This is a genomic window from Daejeonella oryzae DSM 19973, from assembly GCF_000422945.1.
Taxonomy (GTDB): Bacteria; Bacteroidota; Bacteroidia; order Sphingobacteriales; family Sphingobacteriaceae; genus Daejeonella; species Daejeonella oryzae.
The window spans coordinates 618,797-639,681 of the sequence record NZ_AUHA01000003.1; the positions used below are offsets into that span (position 1 = coordinate 618,797).

Sequence of the window (20,885 nt, forward strand, 5' to 3'; positions counted from 1 at the left end):
TACAGAACGACAAATTGACTCAAATGACTACTATAACTGACTATAATTATAAAACAAGTATATCAATTAGATTTTCTGATATTGATGCTTTCGGTCATGTAAACAATGCTGTTTACTTAACCTATTTTGAAATTGCCCGATCCAGTTATTGGAATGATGTGATCAAATGGGATTGGGAAGCGATGGGTATTATCATCGGTAAAGCAGAAATTAATTATGTGAAACCAATCAATTTAAATGATGAAATTTTTGCCTACGTAAGAACTTCAAGAGTAGGTAAAAGCAGTTTTGATCTAGATTATGTGCTGGTTAGAATGAAAAATGGTATTGAAGAAATATGCACTAAAGGAAGCACCGTTTGTATTTCTTATGATTATCAAAATAACAAACCAGCTGCAATTCCAGATATTCAAAAATTTAAAATGCTCGAATTTGAAGCAATAGCTCTTTAAAATTGGTAAACCTCTTCTATAGCTAACAATTCTTCAGTAAACCTTGTAATTTTATTTTTACTACCGGATACTTGTATCACGGTAAATAATCGATTATCTGTTTTTGAGAGTTGTTTAATTCTGAATTTCAATTTATCATCGGTTAACAATTTCTCTACCTTTCTCAGGTTTTCTACATCGGTATTTACAAAAGTTATCAGAAAATCGGCCTTATAATTAAGTACATATATGTAATCTTCAATGCGGGAGAAAAAAGATAGAATGATTAAAACCACCACAGAGAGAATAACTCCCATAAGGTAAAGATCGATCCCAATGATCATCCCAATTGCAGCAGTTACCCAAATCACAGCCGCTGTAGTTAGTCCTTTAACATCGTAGGTATTTTTAAAAATCACACCTGCGCCAATAAAACCAATACCTGTAATAATATTGGCAGCAATACGGTCATCACTGCCACCCATCTTCAAAGAAACCATTGTAAAAATGGTAGATCCCATACATATTAATATAATGGTTCTCAGACCGGCAGTTTTATTATGATATTCTCTTTCAAAACCTATTATAGTGCCGCATAAAATAGCTAATAATATTTTGATCACATCTGTGTGAGGGAATTCCATAAAGAGGATTTAATTGGGATTTCTAAAATAGCGATTTTTTTTCACCCTGGTTTAATTTACATCGGGTGTTATTTTCCCTGGATTTAGTATGCCTTTTGGATCAAAAACCTCCTTGATTCCCCTCATCAGGTTTAAATGAATTTCAGAATATTTTAAAGACATAAATTCACGCTGTACCAACCCGATTCCATGCTCGCCTGATAAAGTTCCTCCAAGTTTTACTGTTAGTTCAAAAATCTCCTGTATGCCCGATTTGAGTTTGGTGTTCCAGTCTTCATCACTCATACTGCCTTTTATAATATTTATATGAAGATTACCATCTCCGGCGTGACCATAACAAACGGATTGAAATCCATAAGATTTACCTATCTGTTTTATTCCATGCATTAAAGCCGGCAGTTCTGCTCTGGGAACTACCGTATCTTCTTCTTTATACACCGAATTAGATTTTACTGAAACTGCCATAGTTCTGCGGATTTTCCATAATTCTTCTTTTTGTGCGGATGAGTCCGCAAAAAGAACATCTGTACATCCATTCTCTTCCAGAACCTGATTAATAATTTCGGCTTCAGCAAAAAGCGTGTCCATATTGGTGCCGTCCACTTCTATTATCAGGAAAGCCTCAACTCCATCTTTTAAATCAAATTGCAGGTGGTCAAATTCTATGACCCACTCCACTCCTCTTCTTTCCATGAATTCCAGAGCTGAGGGTGTAACGCCTGCCCTGAAAATCGCTGAAACAGCCTTACATGCATCTTCATTAGTGGGGAAAGAACCCAACAATAAAATGTTATGCAATGGTCTTGAAATTAACTTCACTACAATTTTTGTAATAATCCCCAGTGTTCCTTCAGAGCCAATCATTAATTGGGTAAGGTTATAACCTGAGGCATATTTAAGTGTATTTGCTCCTGTCCAGATGATTTCTCCTGTTGGCAAAACCACTTCAAGGTTAAGAACATATTCACGTATAGTTCCATATTTAACAACTCTGGGGCCACCGCTTCCATGCGCAATGTTTCCGCCTATAAAACATGTTCCTTTACTCGATGGATCAACCGGATACAGCAAATTTTTATCCGCTACGGCATTCATAAACACTTCGGTTATGACACCCGGTTCTACTGTAGCCTGAAGATTTCGCTCATCAATGTCAATAATTTTATTGAATTTTTCCATGGAAATGAGCAATCCACCATGAACAGGTAAAGCTGCGCCACTTAAACCTGTGCCTCCACCCCGAGGTGTTACCGGAATAAAATGTTCATTACATAATTTCAGTAATAGAGATACTTGTTCTGAGTTTGCAGGCTTTACAACTGCTTCGGGATAATAATGAAGATCTTCTGTTTCATCATGAGCGTATTTTTCAAGCAAATCATGTTCAATAAGCACATTTTCAATTCCGGCAATATTTCTGAACTGTTCTAAAATTTCTTCTGTAATCTTATTATAAAGCATCTTATCTGTTAAATTTCAATTCTACTACTGAACTTTCTACCTCACCTGAGAGCGGCGGATGCATTTTCCTGATGCATACGCGAATATGTTTTACTGCTAAAAACTCGTGCCTGATCCTACCAAGAATACTATGAGCAACTGTTTCGAGTAATTTTCTGGGAATTTTCATTTCTGATGTGGCGATGTCAAATAACCGTTCATAATTAACTGTTATGTTTAGCTCATCCTTTTCATGAGTAAGCACTTCCACTTCGGTTTCTATATCAAGAATGAATTCGCTGCCTAAAATTTGCTCTACAGGATAAAACCCGTGATAAGAGAAAAATCGGACGCCATGCAGTCCTACTTTTTGCTGAATAATTCCCATGACAACAAAATTAGATTTTTACGGCATAATCTCATTACTATTGTATATCGGTTTTGATACTTCGGAAGTAATTCCTTAAAATTATCAATCTCCCTTAATCAGATAACTGATTTTGCTAATTTTGAAAAAACAAACTTTATGTTAACTACTGCAGAAAAAGAAATCCAAAAGTCTTCAAAGAAAGATCTTTACGAAGCCCCGGATTACTATTTAATGGATGAACTCTTAACTGAAGAACACAAACTAGTGCGTAACAGCGTTCGGGATTGGGTTAAAAAAGAAGTTAGTCCGATTATAGAAGATTATGCTCAGCGGGCTGAATTTCCTAAACATTTGCTTAAAGGCCTTGCTGATATTGGTGCATTTGGGCCCACTGTCCCTATTGAATATGGTGGAGCCGGTTTAGATTATATCTCTTACGGATTAATCATGCAGGAAATTGAACGGGGTGATTCCGGAATACGCTCAACTGCCTCTGTCCAGGGATCTTTGGTAATGTATCCTATTTATGCTTACGGGTCAGAAGATCAGAAGAAAAAATATTTACCGAAGTTGGCATCAGGAGAAATGATGGGCTGCTTTGGATTAACAGAACCTGATCATGGCTCAGATCCTTCCGCAATGTCAAGTACAATTAAAGATCAGGGAGATCATTTTTTACTTAACGGCGCTAAAATGTGGATTTCCAATGCCCCTTTTGCAGATATTGCTGTGGTATGGGCCAAGGATGATCAGGGAGATATCAGAGGAATGATTGTTGAACGCGGAATGGAAGGTTTCAGCACACCCGAAACCCATAATAAATGGAGTTTACGTGCATCGGCTACCGGTGAATTGGTTTTTGACAATGTTAAAATCCCGAAAGAAAATATCTTCCCTAATATTAAAGGTTTAAAAGGTCCGCTGGGATGTTTGAATCAAGCTCGTTTTGGGATTGCCTGGGGAGCGCTTGGTGCCGCCATGGATTGCTATGATACCGCATTACGTTATTCAAAAGAACGCATGCAATTTGACAAACCTATCGGTCAATTTCAATTGCAGCAAAAGAAATTAGCTGAAATGATTACTGAAATAACCAAGGGTCAGTTGCTGGTTTGGAGACTTGGAGTTTTAAAAAATGAAAACCGGGCTACTGCGGCGCAGATATCTATGGCAAAACGAAATAGTGTAGAATTGGCTTTAAACATTGCCAGAGAAGCTCGTCAGATGCTTGGAGGAATGGGAATTACCGGAGAATTCCCCATCATGCGCCATATGATGAATTTAGAATCTGTAGTAACTTACGAAGGAACTCACGACATCCATTTATTGATTACAGGAATGGATGTTACCGGATTGAATGCCTTCAAATAAGATTTAATCAAATTAAAAGGAGAATTTAAATTCTCCTTTTAATTTTCTGAATCAATCATTTATTGAGATACCCAGCTTCTTTAATAAAATAGAGGCATTAAAAGTTTTGCATTCCCCTTCTCTTATTTTATAATCAAAATGCATCTCTTCATTTATTATTTCTATATCGAAATGAAAATTTCGAATATAATCAGGGTATTCTTTTTCAAGATGGGCAATCTGCAAATCGTGGGTGGCAACAATTCCGACAGCTTTTTTCGAGATTAATTGTTCAATAATTGCTTTTGAACCCCTGTATTTGTCAACTGAATTTGTTCCCCGAAGCATTTCATCGATCAAGAAATAAATTTTTTGATCTTCTTTAAGTTTATTGAGCAATAATTGTAATCTGTTTAATTCTGCTTTAAATGTAGAGGTATTTTCATTTAGTGAATCCCGAATACGCATATAGCTGAAAATGAGAATGGGTGTAATTTCCATCTGCCTGGCACAAACCGGAGCACCGCACAATGCCAAAACTGCATTAATTCCAATAGTGCGTAAAAAGGTACTCTTACCTGCCATGTTTGAACCTGTAATGATATCTATCTTAAATTCATCTCTTAAATGAAAATCATTTAACACCCGAATATCAGACTCAATTAAAGGATGTCCAATTCCAATTGCTGACAAGGTATAATTATCAGCGTTGCTAATGGAAGGAAAAGTCCATTCCGGATGATTTGCTTTGAGGCTTGCCAGACTTGTCAAACTTTCGAATGTGGCTAAAACGTTGAATGCCTTTTCCAGATTGGAAGAATTTAATTCTTTCCATTTTTCAATTTCCAAATATTGCCTAAGCACCCAAACAGAAGATACATTTAACACAAAACCAATCAAAATTCCGGAGCGGAGCTCAAGGCGGCTAATTAAAACCGAAAGAGCTTTTATGCCTTTAAAGAAATCGGTTTTGTTATTTGTTAATTCTCCCGTTAATTCCCTGGTTAATCCGGATTGCCAGGACTCATTTTCTATCATCTTAAATGAATAAGAAAACTTAGAGAGTAACTTACCTGCCTTCGTCAATAATAGCTCTGTGCGTTCTATCTTAGATTCATGAGACTGAATTATAAACAGGTTTGCAATGGCCAGAATGATTAATAAAATAAAAACCTTGGGCACAAAAAAGGAAAGTGCTGCAGTTCCTAAAAAAAGAAAAGGAATCCAGCCAATATAAAGTTTTAGCAGATTGGGTATTTTAACAGGATCATTTTTAAGATATAATAAAATTTTCTTAATTGGATCTTCTGTTATATTATTGGAGAATAACAAAATGGTTTGAAAATTCTGCCTCCATTCTGATTTTGATGCCAATTCTTCAACAGCTTTTTGACGTCCACAAATTTGATCTCGTCCAGCCGGCGCACTTACCCAGGAAGACAGCATCAAATTACCCTGTTTTGTAGAGCAGCGGTTAGCAAGCTGAAATAATGAGTTTTCCCCAAAAATATCAAGATCTGATGTATAAATATGTTCACTATCTATAAATGGCGTACCATCCGAATAAATATTCTGACCTGACTCAATACTGTCAATTTCATTCTGGTTTATTTTTTTTAGATCAGCGTGAAACTGCCGATCATTTTCGTGTTTACTTTGCCGGCTTACCAGCCATGCAAATAAAATTATCAGGGCTAAAAATATTAGTTCGGTAAGCCAGATTTTTTCAAACTGAAGACTTTGATAAATTATAATAAAACCTGCGACCAGAACAACCAATCTTAATACAGAATATAGATTCGCTTTTTTAGAATTCCGGGCGATTTCCTTTTCGGCAAATTGAATACGTGATTTATAATAGGAGATCATTGGGAATATTTAAATATTTTCGAAGCCGTAAATTACAGAATCAGATATATAATCAAACCAAAATTCTTATTCAGTTTATTTGAAAGATAAGATGAGTATTATTGAAAGGATTAATGATAATTGGAAAACCAGGAATTAAAATACTACGTTTATTAATAGGAAGTTTCTCATCATTCTTAAATGATAATTTCTATAAACACATTAATTAATCTAAAAATGAAAAATATAGTATGTATTTCTGCTGCACTCCTGTTTATGATAGGAACTAGCTGCGGACAATCAGCAAAGACAGCTAAAAAAGAAAATAGCAATTCCAAAAAATTTCCAATTGAGAAGTCAGAAAACGAATGGAAAAAAATATTGAGCCCTATTGCATTTGAAGTAATGGTTAAGAAAGGGACTGAAACTCCCTTTAAAAATCCCTATAATTCCAATTATCAAAAGGGAATTTATGTTAGTGCTGCAACTGGTGAACCTTTATTCAGCTCAGAAGATAAATTTGATTCGGGTACCGGATGGCCAAGTTTCACAAAACCCATTAATCCCAAAGCAGTTACAGTGGTTCAGGATAACAGCCTTGGAATGGTTCGTGGCGAAATAATTGAAACAAGTACCGGCTTACATTTAGGCCACGTATTTGACGACGGTCCGGCAGATAAAGGTGGAAAAAGATATTGCATGAATTCTGCTGCATTTAAGTTTATTAAAAAATAAATCAGCTCATACTCCTAACAGGAACAGATACCTGCATTCCGCCAAGTAATATCTTTTCGAAATCCAGACCTATGGTCAGATCTAACCAATCAGGGTTTACAGATCTGACCATTCTGTCTTTCTGAATCCTGGTAAATTTGCTTATTATATCAAAGCGTAACAAAGCCATATTTTCTGAATTCAACTCCTCAAAGTAAACAAGTCGGGTTAACTGTTGTCCCGAATCGAAAAACAGGTTAGGCATTTGACGGTAAAAAGTCATCGTTTTCATCAGATCAGTGCTCATTCCAACATGTACACAACTACGATTACGATCAGTAACTAAATAAACATATTTCTTCATTTCAAATAAATTAAGCTCCTTTAGGAGAATGTTAAAAATTGTATTGAACTCTAAAATTTTATTGCTAATTTTATGAGCATAAAAATACTAATAATTTTAGTATTCACAAATTTATTTTCAAATGGCAAATATTTCCTCAAACCTGAAATACCTTCGTAAGAAAAAAGGGTTAACTCAACAACAGTTCGCTGATACACTTGAAATTAAACGTTCCCTCGTGGGGGCTTATGAAGAAGAGCGTGCAGAACCTAAGTATGAATTGCTAAAAAAATTCGCAGAATTTTATGAGCTTTCTATGGATGAACTGATCAATGAAAAAATTGATGATAAGTGGAAACCAAAACCTAAAGGAGATCCGGGTAATATTCGGGTATTAAGTATTTCTGTTGATTCTGATGACCGGGAAAATATTGAATTGGTTCCAGTAAAGGCAAGCGCAGGTTATTTAAATGGATATTCAGATCCTGAATTTATTGGTGAGTTACCTAAATTTCACTTACCGATGTTCAGACAGGGAACATACCGGGCTTTTGAAATTAAGGGCGATTCTATGCTGCCGCTCCAATCCGGAACAATTGTAGTTGGTGAATATTTAAGCAACTGGAATGATTTGAAACCTGGAGATACATATATAGTATTAAGTAAAGGAGATGGAGTGGTTTATAAACGTATCGCCAATAAATTTAAAGAGAACAAGACTCTAAAATTGATTTCTGATAATCCGGTATATGAGCCATATTCAATTCCGGCCGAAGATGTTTTAGAAATCTGGAAGGCGAAAGCATTTATAAGTACTGATTTCCCGGAACCTGCTCCATCCCCAACATTGGAAACACTCACATCAATGGTCTCACAAATGCAGAAATCTATCTCCAGTCTTCATGGAAATAAGTCTTAACATTATTTAACATTAACCAATTAAACCCTTAATGATTAATTTGCTCTATCTGTGTATAATAACTATTGAATTAAGAATTACATTTTAATTATACACCCTTAATAAATTAAAGATGAAAAAATTAATCATTGCAGCAGTTTTATGTGTGAGTTTTGCAGGTTCGGTATTTGCACAAAAAATGGAGCGTAATACAGATTTGAAATCACCTGAAGAGAGAGCAAAGCATCAAACTGAGATGTTAGAAAAAAAACTGTCTTTAACACCTGATCAGAAATCAAAAGTTTATGCTTTGAATCTGGAAAGAGCAAAGAAAATGGAAAATATGCTCAAATCAGATGAGAAAGAAAGAGCAAAAAAGATGGAGCAGCGCAAAGAGTTAATGCAGGAAAGTGATGCAAAGCTTCAGAAAATATTAAATGAAGAGCAGCGCCAAGCATTTAATGAAATGAAATCAAATTCTAAAAATGGGATGAGAGATCATAAGAATATGAATCATTCTAAGAGGAAGCAAAAAAATTAAGGTTAGGTTTTGGTTTAGGTTTGGAAAAGCGGTTCTATTTGAACCGCTTTTCTTATTTAAGGCAAGCCAGTTAAATAATCTCAACTAATTGAATCTTTATTTATTTTTTCATAAAATTCTTAACAAAACACCTCGATATTCAGAATTAGCTATAAAGCATACGTTATCTATAATTCTAATTTTTTATTGTTATTTGTTTAGTTTTAAATTTAACCGCAATTATAAATATTCATTAGAATAAATATGGAAATAAAACAAATATCTGTTATTGGTTCTGGGACAATGGGAAATGGAATTGCCCATACTTTTGCTCAAAAAGGATTTTTAGTAAACCTGGTAGATATATCAGAAGATGCCCTTCAGCGGGCTTTAGTTACAGTAAGCAAAAATCTGGACAGGCAGGTTGCCAAAGGAATAATCACTGATGATGATAAAGTTTCAACGCTAAAGAATATTAAAACATCTACGAATTTTCAGTCTGGTGTTGAGAATGCCGACGTGGTTGTTGAAGCAGCCACAGAAAATCTAGATCTCAAATTAAAAATATTCCAGGACCTTAGTCATTTTTGTAAAGAAGATGCAATCCTGGCTTCCAATACATCTTCAATATCCATAACTAAAATAGCTTCAGTAACTGCACATCCCGAAAAGGTGATTGGAATGCATTTTATGAACCCGGTTCCGGTAATGAAACTGGTGGAAGTGATTCGTGGTTACGCAACTTCAGACGAAGTGACTAATACCGTTATGGAATTAGCACTAAAATTGGGCAAAACCCCGGTCGAAGTAAACGATTATCCCGGCTTTGTGGCTAATAGAATTTTAATGCCAATGATCAATGAAGCTGTTTATACACTTTATGAAGGGGTTGCAGGAGTTGAAGAAATCGATACGGTAATGAAATTAGGAATGGCTCATCCGATGGGTCCGCTGCAGTTAGCCGATTTTATTGGTTTGGATGTATGTTTAGCTATTTTAAATGTTCTTTATCAGGGTTTTGGAAATCAAAAATATGCTCCATGTCCATTATTGGTAAATATGGTTACAGCCGGTCACAAAGGGATAAAATCCGGCAACGGATTTTATGACTATTCCGGTGGTTTAAAAGATCTAAAAGTTTCTCAAAAATTTAATATAAATCGTAGTTAAACTAAACCAAGTATCAGTAAATAAAATAAGCCGCAGATAAATACCATTTTAATGATGGTATGTCTGCGGCTGAATTTTTATAGATTGACTACATAAACTGAATTACTGTTTGAATAGCTACATTTTATCTGGCACGGCAATTCCCAGCAGCTTCATAGATTTTTTAATAACTGCGGCTGTAGCTGCCGACAAACTTAACCTGAATTGCTTTACTGATTCTTCTTCGGCTTTTAGAATAGGCTCTTCATGATAAAACTTATTGTACAACTTTGCGAGCTCAAAAACATAGTTGGCAATCTGCGCAGGACTATGATCTTTTGCAGCACCCTGAATTACTTCCGGGTATTTGTGTAAAATCACAATCAAATCTCGTTCTACAGAATTTAATGCTGAAGTATAAATTCCGGAATGTGATGTAGCCAAACTGGCCTTACTTAATACTGATTTTATACGGGCATGTGTATACTGAATAAAGGGGCCGGTATTTCCCTGAAAATCTATAGATTCATTCGGATCAAATAACAGTCTCTTTTTAGGTTCTACCTTTAACAGGAAGTATTTCAGGGCTCCTAAACCAATCATCTGGTATAATTCCTGCTTTTCCTCGATGGAAAATCCTTCTACTTTACCTAATTCTTCCGTACGGTATTTAGCAGTGTTGACCATTTCAGAAATCAAATCATCGGCGTCCACTACAGTACCTTCCCTTGATTTCATTTTTCCGGAAGGAAGATCAACCATGCCATAAGAAAGATGATACAATCCTTTAGCCCAGGTTTTTCCAAGTTTCTGGAGAATAAGAAAAAGCACTTTAAAGTGATAATCCTGCTCGTTTCCAACAACGTAAATGGATTCATCCATCTTAAAATCATTGAACTTTAACTGGGCCGTACCTAAATCCTGAGTAATATAAACAGAAGTTCCGTCTGAGCGTAGAACCAGTTTTTCGTCCAGGCCATCTGCGGTCAGGTCGATCCAGACCGATCCATCAGGTTTTTTAAAGAATACACTTTTCTCAAGACCTTCTTCGATGATATCTTTCCCTAAAATATAGGTATCAGATTCGTAATAGAATTTTTCAAAATCAACCCCCAGTTTTTTATAGGTTTCTGCAAAACCGGAATAAACCCAACGGTTCATTTTTTTCCAGAGATTTAAAACAGCTTCATCACCCGCCTCCCATTTCTGAAGCATTTCCTGTGCCTCACGAATAATGGGCGCATTCTTTTTTGCTTCATCCTCTGTCTGACCGGCAGTCTTTAATTCTTCAATCTGTTTTTTGTATTCTTTATCAAAAATAACATAGTATTTTCCAACCAGATGATCCCCTTTTAACTGACAGCTTTCGGGAGTTTCGCCATTTCCGAATTTTTGCCATGCAAGCATAGACTTACATATATGAATACCCCGATCATTTACCAGGTTCACTTTAACAACTTCACACCCGCTTGCTTCCAGAATTGCTGCAACCGAATATCCCAGTAAATTATTACGAACATGGCCTAAGTGTAAGGGTTTGTTGGTATTGGGAGATGAATATTCAACCATTACTTTTTTCCCGTTGGCCGGAAACTGTCCGTAACTCTCTTTGCTGATATCGGAATACAGCTGATCAACCCAGAAATCATCAGCAATAGCAAGGTTCAGAAAACCTTTCACTACATTAAAGCCGACTATTTTTTCAATTTTTACCTGCAGATAAGAACCCAAATCCTGGGCTGTTTGTTCCGGACTTTTCTTTGAAAATTTGATGAAAGGAAAAGTTACAATCGTAATCTGGCCCTCAAACTCTTTTCGGGTGTCTTGTAACGCAATTTGTTCAACGGGTAATTCGGATTGATAAAGTTCCTGAATAGCCTGCTGAACTGTTTTTATAATATTTTCTTCGAGGTTCATTGTAAATTTATGAGTCTGGCAAGCCAGCTTGTTTTTATTGGGATGGAGGATATTATATTAATCGTTTATAAGGGAGTTGGTTGCACGAACCAATATTTCAAAGGCATTCTCTGCCATTAAATTCTCTTTATCGAGTGTTGGATTTACTTCAACTATTTCAAAACAGCAAACCTTATCATTTGTCATCAGCCTGGCTACTAAGTTTCCTGCTTCTCGCTCGGTAATTCCGTTTGCAACCGGAGTTCCAGTTCCCTTAGAAATTCCGGCATCCATAGAATCCACATCAAAAGAAATGTAGATTAAATCACAGTGATCAAGATATTGTAATGCATCAATGGCTACTCTCTCCACTCCTCTTTTACGAATTTCGGCAGTAGTAAAATTTTTGACCGTATTCTTCCGCAACAAATATTCTTCAGGAATTTCGGTATCACGAACAGCAATATAAACTAAATCCCGATAGGTAATTTTAGGTGCAATATTACCTACATTCTTTAATTGAAACCAGTAATTTACCGTTTCCTGATCAATATTATTGATTTTTGATTCATTGTTATCTTCATCTAAAACGATGGCGATAGGCATTCCGTGCAGATTGCCCGAAGGGGTGGTATATGGAGAATGAATATCCGCATGAGCGTCAATCCAGATCACGCCAAGAGTTGATTTTGGGAAAGCTTTTTTAATACCCGAAATAGTTCCGGCAGAGTTACTGTGATCTCCGGATAGAACAATTGGGAATTCATTATTCTTAAGAGTTTTAGAAACTTCTTCGGCAACCCGCTCTACCATGGTTAGCACACCAGAAATTCGTTTTGCATATTGATTGCCGGTTGATTCAAGCAAGAGGTGATTCTCATTGGGTATTTCTACACTTTTATATTTTTTAAAATACCTGCTTCCAAAATCGAGGGCGGCAATTTTAATAGCGTCTACGCCCATACTGGCTCCACGTGTTCCGGCGCCCAATTCTGATTTAACTTCAATGATTTTAAGTTCTCGCATATAGTTCTATAATACACAATACCCGGCAAAAAAAATGAAAATGAGGAAAAATAATTTTCGACCCTCCACTTTGCTCTAAGCCCTCTGCTTTTTATATCTTTGCCAAAATTATAAAAAAATGCAAAGTTACGCGGAGTTTCTAGATTTAAGCGTTGGATTTCCTCAGGAGGGTTTTGAAGTTATCGACGATGAGCTATATTTTCACGATCTGAACCTGATGGAGATGATTGAAACTTATGGCACACCACTAAGATTTACCTATCTGCCAATTATCAGCAAGAAAATTCAGCAGGCGAAAATCCTTTTCCAGTCGGCTATAATTCGAAATAATTATAGAGGCAGTTATAAATATTGTTATTGTACTAAAAGCTCGCATTTCAGACATATTGTTGAAGAAGCTTTAAGAAATGAGATCCACCTTGAAACCTCCTCTGCTTTTGACATGCCAATGATTGATGCTCTGGAAAAAAAAGGCGTTTTAAATAAAGATATAACGGTTATCTGTAACGGTTTTAAAACCTTCCAGTACAAGCAATATATTATTGACATGCTTCATGATGGATATAAAAACATCATTCCGGTACTTGACAATAAAGAAGAATTCAACCTGTATGATGACGAGCTGGATATTCCATGTAATCTGGGTATCCGCATAGCTGCTGAAGAACAACCTGATTCTCAATTTTATACCTCCCGTTTAGGAATCAGAATTGAAGATGTGATTGACTTTTACAATCACAAAATTGCACAGAATCCAAACTTTAAGGTTAAGCTGTTACACTTCTTTATAAATTCTGGTATATCAGACACACCTTATTACTGGAACGAGTTAGAAAAATACGTAACTCTCTATTGCAAGTTTAAAAAAGTTAATCCTGATTTAACTACGCTGGATATTGGCGGAGGAATGCCATTTAAAGATTCACTTGTATTTGATTTTGATTACGAATACATGGTGAATGAAATTGTAAAACGAATCAAAGAAATTTGTGCGGAAAACGAAACTGTAGAACCAGATATCATAACCGAATTCGGCAAATACACCGTTGCGGAAGCTTCAGGAATTTTATATAAAGTATTGGGAAGAAAACTTCAGAACGACCGCGAGAAATGGCTCATGCTTGACGGATCATTTATTACTAATCTGCCGGATGTGTGGGCTTTAAATCAAAAGTATATTCTGGCGCCAATAAATAACTGGGATTCTGAATATGAGCGTGTAAATCTGGGAGGAATAACCTGCGACGGCCAGGATTATTATAATCAGGAAGCGCATATGAACAGTGTGTTTATGCCTAAAACACGTAAAGTGCAGTACATGGGCTTTTTTCACACGGGTGCTTATCAGGAAGTTTTAAGCGGTTACGGTGGAATTCATCACTGTCTGCTTCCATCTCCAAAACATGTTATTATTCGCAGAAACCGAGATGAAACCTTCAATTTTGAAGTTTTTGGAGAAGAGCAAAATAGTAAACAAGTTCTGAAGATCTTAGGTTATACTACCTGATAAAAACCAGATTAAATATAAGCTATTATTGATATGGTAAAGCCTTACCCGGATTAAAAATCCGGATAAGGCTTTTTATTTAGGCATCAAATTTATCCAGCAACTTAATCAGCGTAGCGAAGTCTTTTGGATAAGGGGCCTCAAAAGTCATTTGAGTGGTTTCATTAATGTTAAAGGTCAATTGTCTTGCGTGAAGAGCAAAGCGTTTCATAATTGGCAATTCTTCCTGCTCTTTCCCAAGTCGGTAGGAACGTTTAATTTCTGACAGAAAAATTGGCTTTCCTCCATACATTTCATCTCCTGCTATACATGCACGCTGCGATGCCAAATGAATTCGGATCTGGTGCATTCTGCCCGTAATAGGGCTGCACTCCACTAATGTATAGTGCTTATAATATTTTAAAGAATTAAAAATAGTTTCAGCGGGTTTACCTTCCTGACGGCTTATAGCTACATTTTTATTACCAAGATTTAAAATCGGAAGATCAACATGAAGATTTTCGAACACATGAGTACCGGTAATTACGGCATGATATATTTTCTTAATTTTTCTGTGCTCAAACTGCATAGAAACCAACCTGTACGCTTCCGGATTTTTAGCAATAATTAAAGCGCCGGAGGTTTCTTTATCTAAACGATGACAGATCTGCGCATCTGAAGTGTACTGACGGGCCAGCCGCAGCAGATTTATTTCTCCGCCTTCGCGATCATCTAATGAACTTAAAAATGCAGGTTTATTAACAACGATCAGATCGTTATTTTCAAAAAGGATCAAATCCTCAAACTTCGGAAATTTCACAGCAAAAATAATAGTTAAGCCGCAAATGTACAGGAAAAATGGAGCATGGAGCCCAATTTAACCGCAAACATCAAAAAAAGAATTATTTAGCTTCAAATTTGTATCCTACACCTTTAACAGTAGTTACGTACATTTCCCCAAGTTTTTCACGTAATTTCCGGATGTGGACATCGATGGTACGGTTAGTAACTACTACAGAATCTTCCCAGATGCTTTTCAAAATTACATCTCTTGTAAATACTTTTCCGGGCTTAGACGCAAGCAGGTATAATAATTCAAATTCTTTTTTAGCCAATATAATTTTCTCACCTTTTTTGAATACGAGAAATGCATCCCGGTCAATAACAAGGTCAGCGATTTCCAGTTTATTCTCGGTTACTTCTTCAGCCTGAGCATTTCTTCTCAAAATAGCGTTAATCCTGCTAATAAGTGACCGTGGCTTTATTGGTTTGGCTATGTAATCATCAGCGCCCACGTTAAAACCTGCAATTTCAGAATACTCTTCGCTCCGGGCAGTTAAAAAAACCATGAACGTATTCTTAAATTCGGGCATGGAACGCAAAATCCGGCAGGCTTCTATCCCGTCCATTTTAGGCATCATGATATCTAAAATAATAAGATCCGGCAGAACTCGTTTGGCTTCAGAAACGGCTTCCTGTCCATTGGTAGCAGTATAAACCTGATATCCTTCTTTATTCAGATTGTATTCAATCAGTTCAAGGATATCCGGCTCGTCATCAACTATCAGGATCTTATGCTTAGCAATACTCATAATTTTTATTTTAGCGCTAAAGTAGCCAGTTTGTTGTCAATGTATGTTAACTGTTTATTAAGATATTGTTAACATCTACTAATACACCATTAATTTAGGGTTTTCTTTAAAAAATTTTCAAGTTCTGCCCCTCTTAAATTCTTTGCAATAATTTTCCCCTGTGGATCTAATAAAAAAGAAGATGGAATGCTTTCCACCCTGTAAGCAATGGAAACTTTACCATCCCATTCTTTTAATTCAGATACATGAGTCCATGTTAACTTATCATCAGCAATTGCTTTTTCCCATGCACCTTTTCCTTTATCTAAAGAAACGCCCAGTACAGTAAAACCTTTATTTTTAAATGAATTATACTGTTTAACAATATTTGGATTTTCATCCCGGCAAGGTGCACACCAGGAAGCCCAGAAATCCAACAACACATATTTGCCTTTGAGATCTGAAAGTTTAATTATTTTACCTTCCGGAGTTGGCAATTCAAATTGAGGGGCTGGCTGACCTACTGAAACCGGTTTCAACGACATCATTTTATCAGTAAAAGATTGTACCGCTTTGTTTTTAGGAAACTTAGGCTTTACTTCCTCTGCATATTTAATTAACTGAGATTCATATCTGGATTGATCAATAGTTCCAACAGCATAAAATCCGGCTAAATTATCTTTGTTTTCTTCTCCAAACTGTAATGCCTTTTGACTGTAGGCATCCATATTTTGTTGAAATTGAGGCATTAATGATTTAAATATAGAATCCTTAGCGGCAGGATTTTTACTTATCTCCTGAGAATAGGTAGCCTGAATATCCTGATAAATTTTACCGTACTCATTACTTACCTGATTAAATTCACGAATTTTTTCGGAATCTTTTGAACCAGAAATGGAATATGTATTTTTCGAATCTGTAAAATCAGTTTCAAAATCTATCTCATCGCCATTTCTGGCGATAATGAGAAAGTTCTTATCGCCAATTACCATGGTATAAAAATTGGGTTCGGGAGAGATTCTTCTGAATTTAAATTCCTGATCTTCATTTAAAAAAGCAGAATCAATTAATTGATCCATTTCATAAAGCTCAACTTTTTTTATGGATCCGGCATTTTCAACTTTACCGTTAATGTTAAATTCATCATTGTTTTTGCACGATCCCAGTGCTGCTAAACATACTAATCCTACTAAAATTATTCTTTTCAAAATCTTCTCTTTCTAATAAATAAAATCCGGAATTAAATATAATCCGGACTATTAAAGACATTTTTTTCAAATATAAACATTTGAAGCATTATAGCAGGTTATGGAATGTGTACAACTAATTTTGATCATGGCATAGAATTGGATAAATATGTCTCAGATTAAATTATATAAGATGAAAAAGCTATTATTGGCGTTAACTGTTGCATTTGTTGCTTTTACAGCAAATTCTTCACAAGCTCAAATAAGTATAAATTTCAATGTTGGATCTCAGCCTTTATGGGGTCCGGTGGGTTATGATCGTGCAGATTATTACTATTTGCCCGACATACAAACATATTATAGTGTTCCTAAAAGACAATATGTTTACCTGAATGATGGCCGTTGGTTATTTTCCACTAATCTTCCTTCAAGATATAGCGGATATAATCTTTACAACGGATATAAAGTTGTAATGAACTCTCCAAGACCTTATTTATACTTTAATGATCACAAAGTAAAATATGCGAAATATAAAGGGTTAAAGGCAAAACAGAAAAGTATTAAATACAGCAATGACTCAAAATATTATATTGTTAAAGGGCATCCCAAACACGCGAAAAAATCTTACTCTTCCAACAATCAAGTACGCACAATAAAAACCTCTTCGGTTAAAAATGGTAATGTTAAAGCCCATTCAAACAGCAAGAAAAGTTCAGACGGACATGGAAAAGGTAAAGGCAAAAAGCACTAATTTTTTCAGAAAATAAAAAAGCCCCTTTCGGGGCTTTTTTATTTTTAAGTATTTTGTTCAGTTACTAAATTATCAGGACAAGATAAATGCCTTCGCTTTTTCAAGAGCTGAGTCTAAGCCAGCCGGATTTTTACCTCCTGCCGTAGCATAAAATGGCTGGCCACCGCCACCACCCTGAATTTCTTTTGCAAGCTCACGAATAATAACCCCCGCATTCAAATTACGATCCTTAATTAGATTTTCAGAAACCATTACTGTTAAATTCGGCTTTCCTTCGAATTCTGCGGCAAGTATTAAAAACAGATCAGGAACAATTTCTTTAATTCCGAAAGCTAAATTCTTAACAGCATCGGCATTTGGCAGCTCTATCCGTTTTGCAATAAAGTTAATACCGTTTATGTTTTCGGCTTGCTTGGCTAACTCATATTTTAAACCGGCAGATTTTTCAAGAATATTTTTCTCTGATTCTTTTCGCAAACGAGAATTCTCTTCCAGAAGATTTTCAATAGTTTTAACAAGATCAGCGGGAGTTTTTAAAATTTCCTTTAAATCGGAAAGAACTTTTTGCTGATTAACGATATATTCTTCGGCTTTAATTCCGGTTATTGCTTCAATACGGCGCACACCTGCGGCAACTGCACTTTCAGAAATAATTTTAAAATAACCGATCTGACCTGTGGCTTTAACATGCGTCCCGCCGCAAAGTTCTTTTGAAAAATGATCATCAAAAGTTATTACACGAACATAATCGCCATACTTTTCACCAAACAATGCAGTAACCCCAGATTGTAAAGCTTCTTCATACGGAACATTTCGCTGCTCTTTTAAACTGATATTCTGCCGAATCTTTTTGTTCACAATTGATTCAATTTCGGAGATTTCCTGAGCACTTAATTTTGAAAAATGCGAAAAATCAAACCGCAAATAATCACCGTTAACCAATGAACCTTTTTGATTGACATGTGATCCTAAAACCTGTTTCAAAGCCGCATGCATTAAATGCGTTGCCGAATGATTATTCTCTGTAGAAAGGCGTTTTTCTTCATCAACCAATGCCCAGAAAGATCCTTCAAGATCTGCAGGCAATAAATCCAGGTAATGAATAATTAATCCATTTTCTTTTTTGGTATCGGTAACTTCAAACTGAAACAGGCGTGAATGATCTTCCAGCCTTCCGGTATCGCCTATCTGTCCGCCACTTTCGGCATAGAACGGAGTACGATCCAAAACTACCTGAAACTGCTCTTTACCCCTGGCAATTATTTTTCTGTATTTTAATATTTTACACTCTGTTTCCAGTTCCTGATAACCTACAAATTCTACTTCTTCACCTGCATTTACAATTACCCAATCTCCGGTATCAATAGCAGTGGCCGCACGGGAACGTGTTTTTTGCTCTTGAAGTTCTTTATTGAATCCCTCCATATCAACTTCAAGTCCCTTCTCGCGGGCCATTAAATCAGTTAGGTCAATTGGAAACCCAAACGTATCGTAAAGCTCGAAAGCAAAACTTCCTTCAATTTTGCTTGCAGTATTAGCAAATTTTTCAAAACGCTGAATACCGGTAGATAAAGTTCTTAAGAATGAGGTTTCTTCTTCTAAAACCACTTTTTGAACAAATTCTTTCTGAAAGCTTAACTCGGGGAAAACACTTTCAAATTGCCCAGCCAAAACCGGCACAAGCTTATTTAAAAACGGATCTTTGAAATTCAGAAAGGTATAGGCATAACGAACGGCACGGCGCAAAATCCGGCGAATTACATAGCCTGCTTTGTTATTAGAAGGCAGCTGACCATCGGCGATACAGAAACTGATTGCCCTGATATGGTCGGCCATCACACGCATGGCGATATCCAGCTTTTCGTCTTCTCCATAAGTAACCTTAGCTTCTTTGGCTATAAACTGGATTAATGGCTGAAAAACATCGGTATCATAATTGGATGATTTTTGCTGCAGTACTCTCACTAATCTTTCCAAACCCATTCCCGTGTCAACATGTTGTGCGGGTAAAGGCTGTAAAGAACCATCTTTCAGCCGATTATATTGCATAAAAACATTATTCCAGATTTCAATAACCTGCGGATGATCATTGTTAACCAGGATTTTGCCATCTACCTCTTGCTTTTCGGCCGGAGTACGGCAATCCACATGTATTTCAGAACAGGGACCACAGGGGCCGGTTTCACCCATTTCCCAGAAATTATCTTTTTTATTTCCCAACAGAATCCGGTCTTCATCGATGAGCTCTTTCCACAAATTATATGCTTCCTGATCTTTCGGCAAGCCTTCTTTTTCGTCGCCTTCAAAAACGGTAACATACAATTGATCTTTCGGAATCCGGTACACTTCGGTTAACAGTTCCCAGCTCCATGTAATAGCTTCTTTTTTGAAATAATCGCCAAAACTCCAGTTACCAAGCATTTCGAACATGGTATGATGATAGGTATCAATGCCCACTTCTTCGAGGTCATTATGCTTCCCGGAAACCCGCAGACAGCGTTGCGTATCAGCCACACGTGGATATTTAACAGGTGCATCACCAAGAAACAACTCTTTAAACTGATTCATTCCTGCATTGGTGAACATTAAGGTTGGATCGTTTTTAACAACTATTGGTGCAGACGAAACAACCTGGTGCCCTTTACTTGCAAAAAAATCCAAAAATGCCTGCCTTATCTCTATCGTGGTCATCTGTAATTATAAATTTGAGCAAAGTTAATTTTTTGCCTGTAAAATCCGTACCCGGATTGAAATGGAAAAATGGAAATTTATTTAAATCCTTAGCAGGATTATTTTACTGCGATAATTAATTTTTTGTGCTGTATTCTGTAATTTGATAGCTTTACAAAACAATTTGTTGGCTAAAGTGCTTTAGCTTCAGCTTATCTAGTATATATACAAAATGCCTTACAAGGAACGCGAAATCAATAAACTTTACTACACTATGGGCGAAGTAACCCAGATGTTTGATGTAAATGCTTCGCAGATACGCTTTTACGAGAAAGAATTTGATATCCTTCAGCCTAAAAAAAATAAAAAAGGAAATCGACTTTTTACTCCTGAAGATGTTGAAAATTTAAAAATCATCTTTAACCTGGTTAAAGAAAAAGGATTTACTTTACATGGAGCCAAAGATTTTTTAAAGAACAATAAAGGCGAAGTAAAAGAAAACCAAAAAGTAATTGATTCTTTAGAACGTTTGAAACAGTTTCTGCTTGAAGTAAAAGAACAGCTTTAATAACTACATTATAATCAAGATTT

Annotated in this window: 20 protein-coding genes; 9 read left to right on the plus strand and 11 right to left on the minus strand. The window is 36.1% G+C overall.

The annotated features are described in order from the left end of the window. Positions 1 to 23 precede the first annotated feature (23 nt). Positions 24 to 452 carry an acyl-CoA thioesterase gene (locus tag G521_RS0110290; protein ID WP_036678855.1) on the plus strand — a complete coding sequence of 143 codons (429 nt, stop codon included), beginning with the start codon at positions 24 to 26 and terminating at the stop codon, positions 450 to 452. Here G521_RS0110290 and G521_RS0110295 read toward each other — a convergent pair. From G521_RS0110295 to folB, 3 genes are read right to left on the minus strand one after another with little or no spacing between them, the layout of a single operon-like run. Further along, positions 449 to 1,075, minus strand: a complete 627-nt coding sequence (locus tag G521_RS0110295) for an MgtC/SapB family protein (RefSeq protein WP_036678858.1) — start codon at positions 1,073 to 1,075, stop codon at positions 449 to 451. The genes G521_RS0110290 and G521_RS0110295 overlap by 4 nt on opposite strands. A gap of 51 nt (positions 1,076 to 1,126) precedes the next feature. Continuing rightward, positions 1,127 to 2,536, minus strand: a complete 1,410-nt coding sequence (locus G521_RS0110300; protein WP_026898471.1) for an FAD-binding oxidoreductase — start codon at positions 2,534 to 2,536, stop codon at positions 1,127 to 1,129. Between the two features lies 1 nt (position 2,537). After that, the gene (gene folB / locus G521_RS0110305; protein WP_026898472.1) at positions 2,538 to 2,903 is read right to left on the minus strand and encodes a dihydroneopterin aldolase; all 366 of its coding nucleotides are present in this window, start codon (positions 2,901 to 2,903) and stop codon (positions 2,538 to 2,540) included. A 138-nt stretch (positions 2,904 to 3,041) separates the two neighbouring features. Between folB and G521_RS0110310 the strand changes: the two genes are divergently transcribed. Next, positions 3,042 to 4,256: an acyl-CoA dehydrogenase family protein gene (locus tag G521_RS0110310; protein WP_051189659.1), complete on the plus strand. Its 1,215-nt coding sequence runs from the start codon at positions 3,042 to 3,044 to the stop codon at positions 4,254 to 4,256. Positions 4,257 to 4,307: 51 nt separating this feature from the next. Here G521_RS0110310 and G521_RS0110315 read toward each other — a convergent pair whose 3' ends face one another. Beyond that, positions 4,308 to 6,104 (minus strand): MutS-related protein, encoded by a 1,797-nt coding sequence (locus tag G521_RS0110315; protein ID WP_036678860.1) that lies wholly within the window; start codon positions 6,102 to 6,104, stop codon positions 4,308 to 4,310. Positions 6,105 to 6,320: 216 nt separating this feature from the next. Between G521_RS0110315 and msrB the strand changes: the two genes are divergently transcribed. Continuing rightward, a complete protein-coding gene (gene msrB, locus G521_RS0110320; RefSeq protein WP_026898475.1) occupies positions 6,321 to 6,818 on the plus strand; it encodes a peptide-methionine (R)-S-oxide reductase MsrB in 498 nt (165 codons plus the stop codon). A gap of 1 nt (position 6,819) precedes the next feature. On the opposite strand, the gene G521_RS0110325 is transcribed toward msrB, so the two are convergent. After that, on the minus strand, positions 6,820 to 7,161 hold the full coding sequence (locus G521_RS0110325; protein ID WP_026898476.1) for a GIY-YIG nuclease family protein: 342 nt from the start codon (positions 7,159 to 7,161) through the stop codon (positions 6,820 to 6,822). Between the two features lie 121 nt (positions 7,162 to 7,282). On the opposite strand from G521_RS0110325, the gene G521_RS0110330 reads away from it, so the two are divergent. From G521_RS0110330 to G521_RS0110340, 3 genes are all read left to right on the plus strand, one after another. After that, positions 7,283 to 8,059 carry an XRE family transcriptional regulator gene (locus G521_RS0110330; RefSeq protein ID WP_026898477.1) on the plus strand — a complete coding sequence of 259 codons (777 nt, stop codon included), beginning with the start codon at positions 7,283 to 7,285 and terminating at the stop codon, positions 8,057 to 8,059. A gap of 112 nt (positions 8,060 to 8,171) precedes the next feature. Next, entirely contained in the window at positions 8,172 to 8,579 is a 408-nt protein-coding gene (locus G521_RS0110335) for a hypothetical protein (RefSeq protein WP_026898478.1), read from the plus strand. 243 nt (positions 8,580 to 8,822) lie between these two features. Then, positions 8,823 to 9,728 (plus strand): 3-hydroxybutyryl-CoA dehydrogenase, encoded by a 906-nt coding sequence (locus G521_RS0110340; RefSeq protein ID WP_407637167.1) that lies wholly within the window; start codon positions 8,823 to 8,825, stop codon positions 9,726 to 9,728. A 117-nt stretch (positions 9,729 to 9,845) separates the two neighbouring features. On the opposite strand, the gene argS is transcribed toward G521_RS0110340, so the two are convergent. Then, positions 9,846 to 11,624, minus strand: a complete 1,779-nt coding sequence (gene argS / locus G521_RS0110345) for an arginine--tRNA ligase (RefSeq protein WP_026898480.1) — start codon at positions 11,622 to 11,624, stop codon at positions 9,846 to 9,848. 57 nt (positions 11,625 to 11,681) lie between these two features. After that, positions 11,682 to 12,629, minus strand: a complete 948-nt coding sequence (rocF, locus tag G521_RS0110350; protein ID WP_026898481.1) for an arginase — start codon at positions 12,627 to 12,629, stop codon at positions 11,682 to 11,684. A gap of 118 nt (positions 12,630 to 12,747) precedes the next feature. Between rocF and G521_RS0110355 the strand changes: the two genes are divergently transcribed. After that, complete coding sequence (locus G521_RS0110355) at positions 12,748 to 14,136, plus strand: arginine decarboxylase (RefSeq protein ID WP_026898482.1); 1,389 nt, start codon at positions 12,748 to 12,750, stop codon at positions 14,134 to 14,136. A 79-nt stretch (positions 14,137 to 14,215) separates the two neighbouring features. On the opposite strand, the gene G521_RS0110360 is transcribed toward G521_RS0110355, so the two are convergent. From G521_RS0110360 to G521_RS0110370, 3 genes are all read right to left on the minus strand, one after another. Further along, a complete protein-coding gene (locus tag G521_RS0110360; RefSeq protein ID WP_026898483.1) occupies positions 14,216 to 14,935 on the minus strand; it encodes an RluA family pseudouridine synthase in 720 nt (239 codons plus the stop codon). A gap of 82 nt (positions 14,936 to 15,017) precedes the next feature. Then, on the minus strand, positions 15,018 to 15,707 hold the full coding sequence (locus tag G521_RS0110365; RefSeq protein ID WP_026898484.1) for a response regulator transcription factor: 690 nt from the start codon (positions 15,705 to 15,707) through the stop codon (positions 15,018 to 15,020). A gap of 89 nt (positions 15,708 to 15,796) precedes the next feature. After that, a complete protein-coding gene (locus G521_RS0110370; protein WP_026898485.1) occupies positions 15,797 to 16,894 on the minus strand; it encodes a TlpA disulfide reductase family protein in 1,098 nt (365 codons plus the stop codon). A gap of 172 nt (positions 16,895 to 17,066) precedes the next feature. Between G521_RS0110370 and G521_RS16950 the strand changes: the two genes are divergently transcribed. Next, the gene (locus G521_RS16950; RefSeq protein WP_081675064.1) at positions 17,067 to 17,624 is read left to right on the plus strand and encodes a hypothetical protein; all 558 of its coding nucleotides are present in this window, start codon (positions 17,067 to 17,069) and stop codon (positions 17,622 to 17,624) included. Between the two features lie 72 nt (positions 17,625 to 17,696). Here G521_RS16950 and alaS read toward each other — a convergent pair whose 3' ends face one another. Beyond that, positions 17,697 to 20,315 (minus strand): alanine--tRNA ligase, encoded by a 2,619-nt coding sequence (gene alaS, locus G521_RS0110380; RefSeq protein WP_026898486.1) that lies wholly within the window; start codon positions 20,313 to 20,315, stop codon positions 17,697 to 17,699. 211 nt (positions 20,316 to 20,526) lie between these two features. Here alaS and G521_RS0110385 point away from each other — a divergent pair, with 211 nt between their 5' ends. After that, positions 20,527 to 20,862, plus strand: a complete 336-nt coding sequence (locus G521_RS0110385; RefSeq protein ID WP_026898487.1) for a MerR family transcriptional regulator — start codon at positions 20,527 to 20,529, stop codon at positions 20,860 to 20,862. Positions 20,863 to 20,885 lie beyond the last annotated feature (23 nt).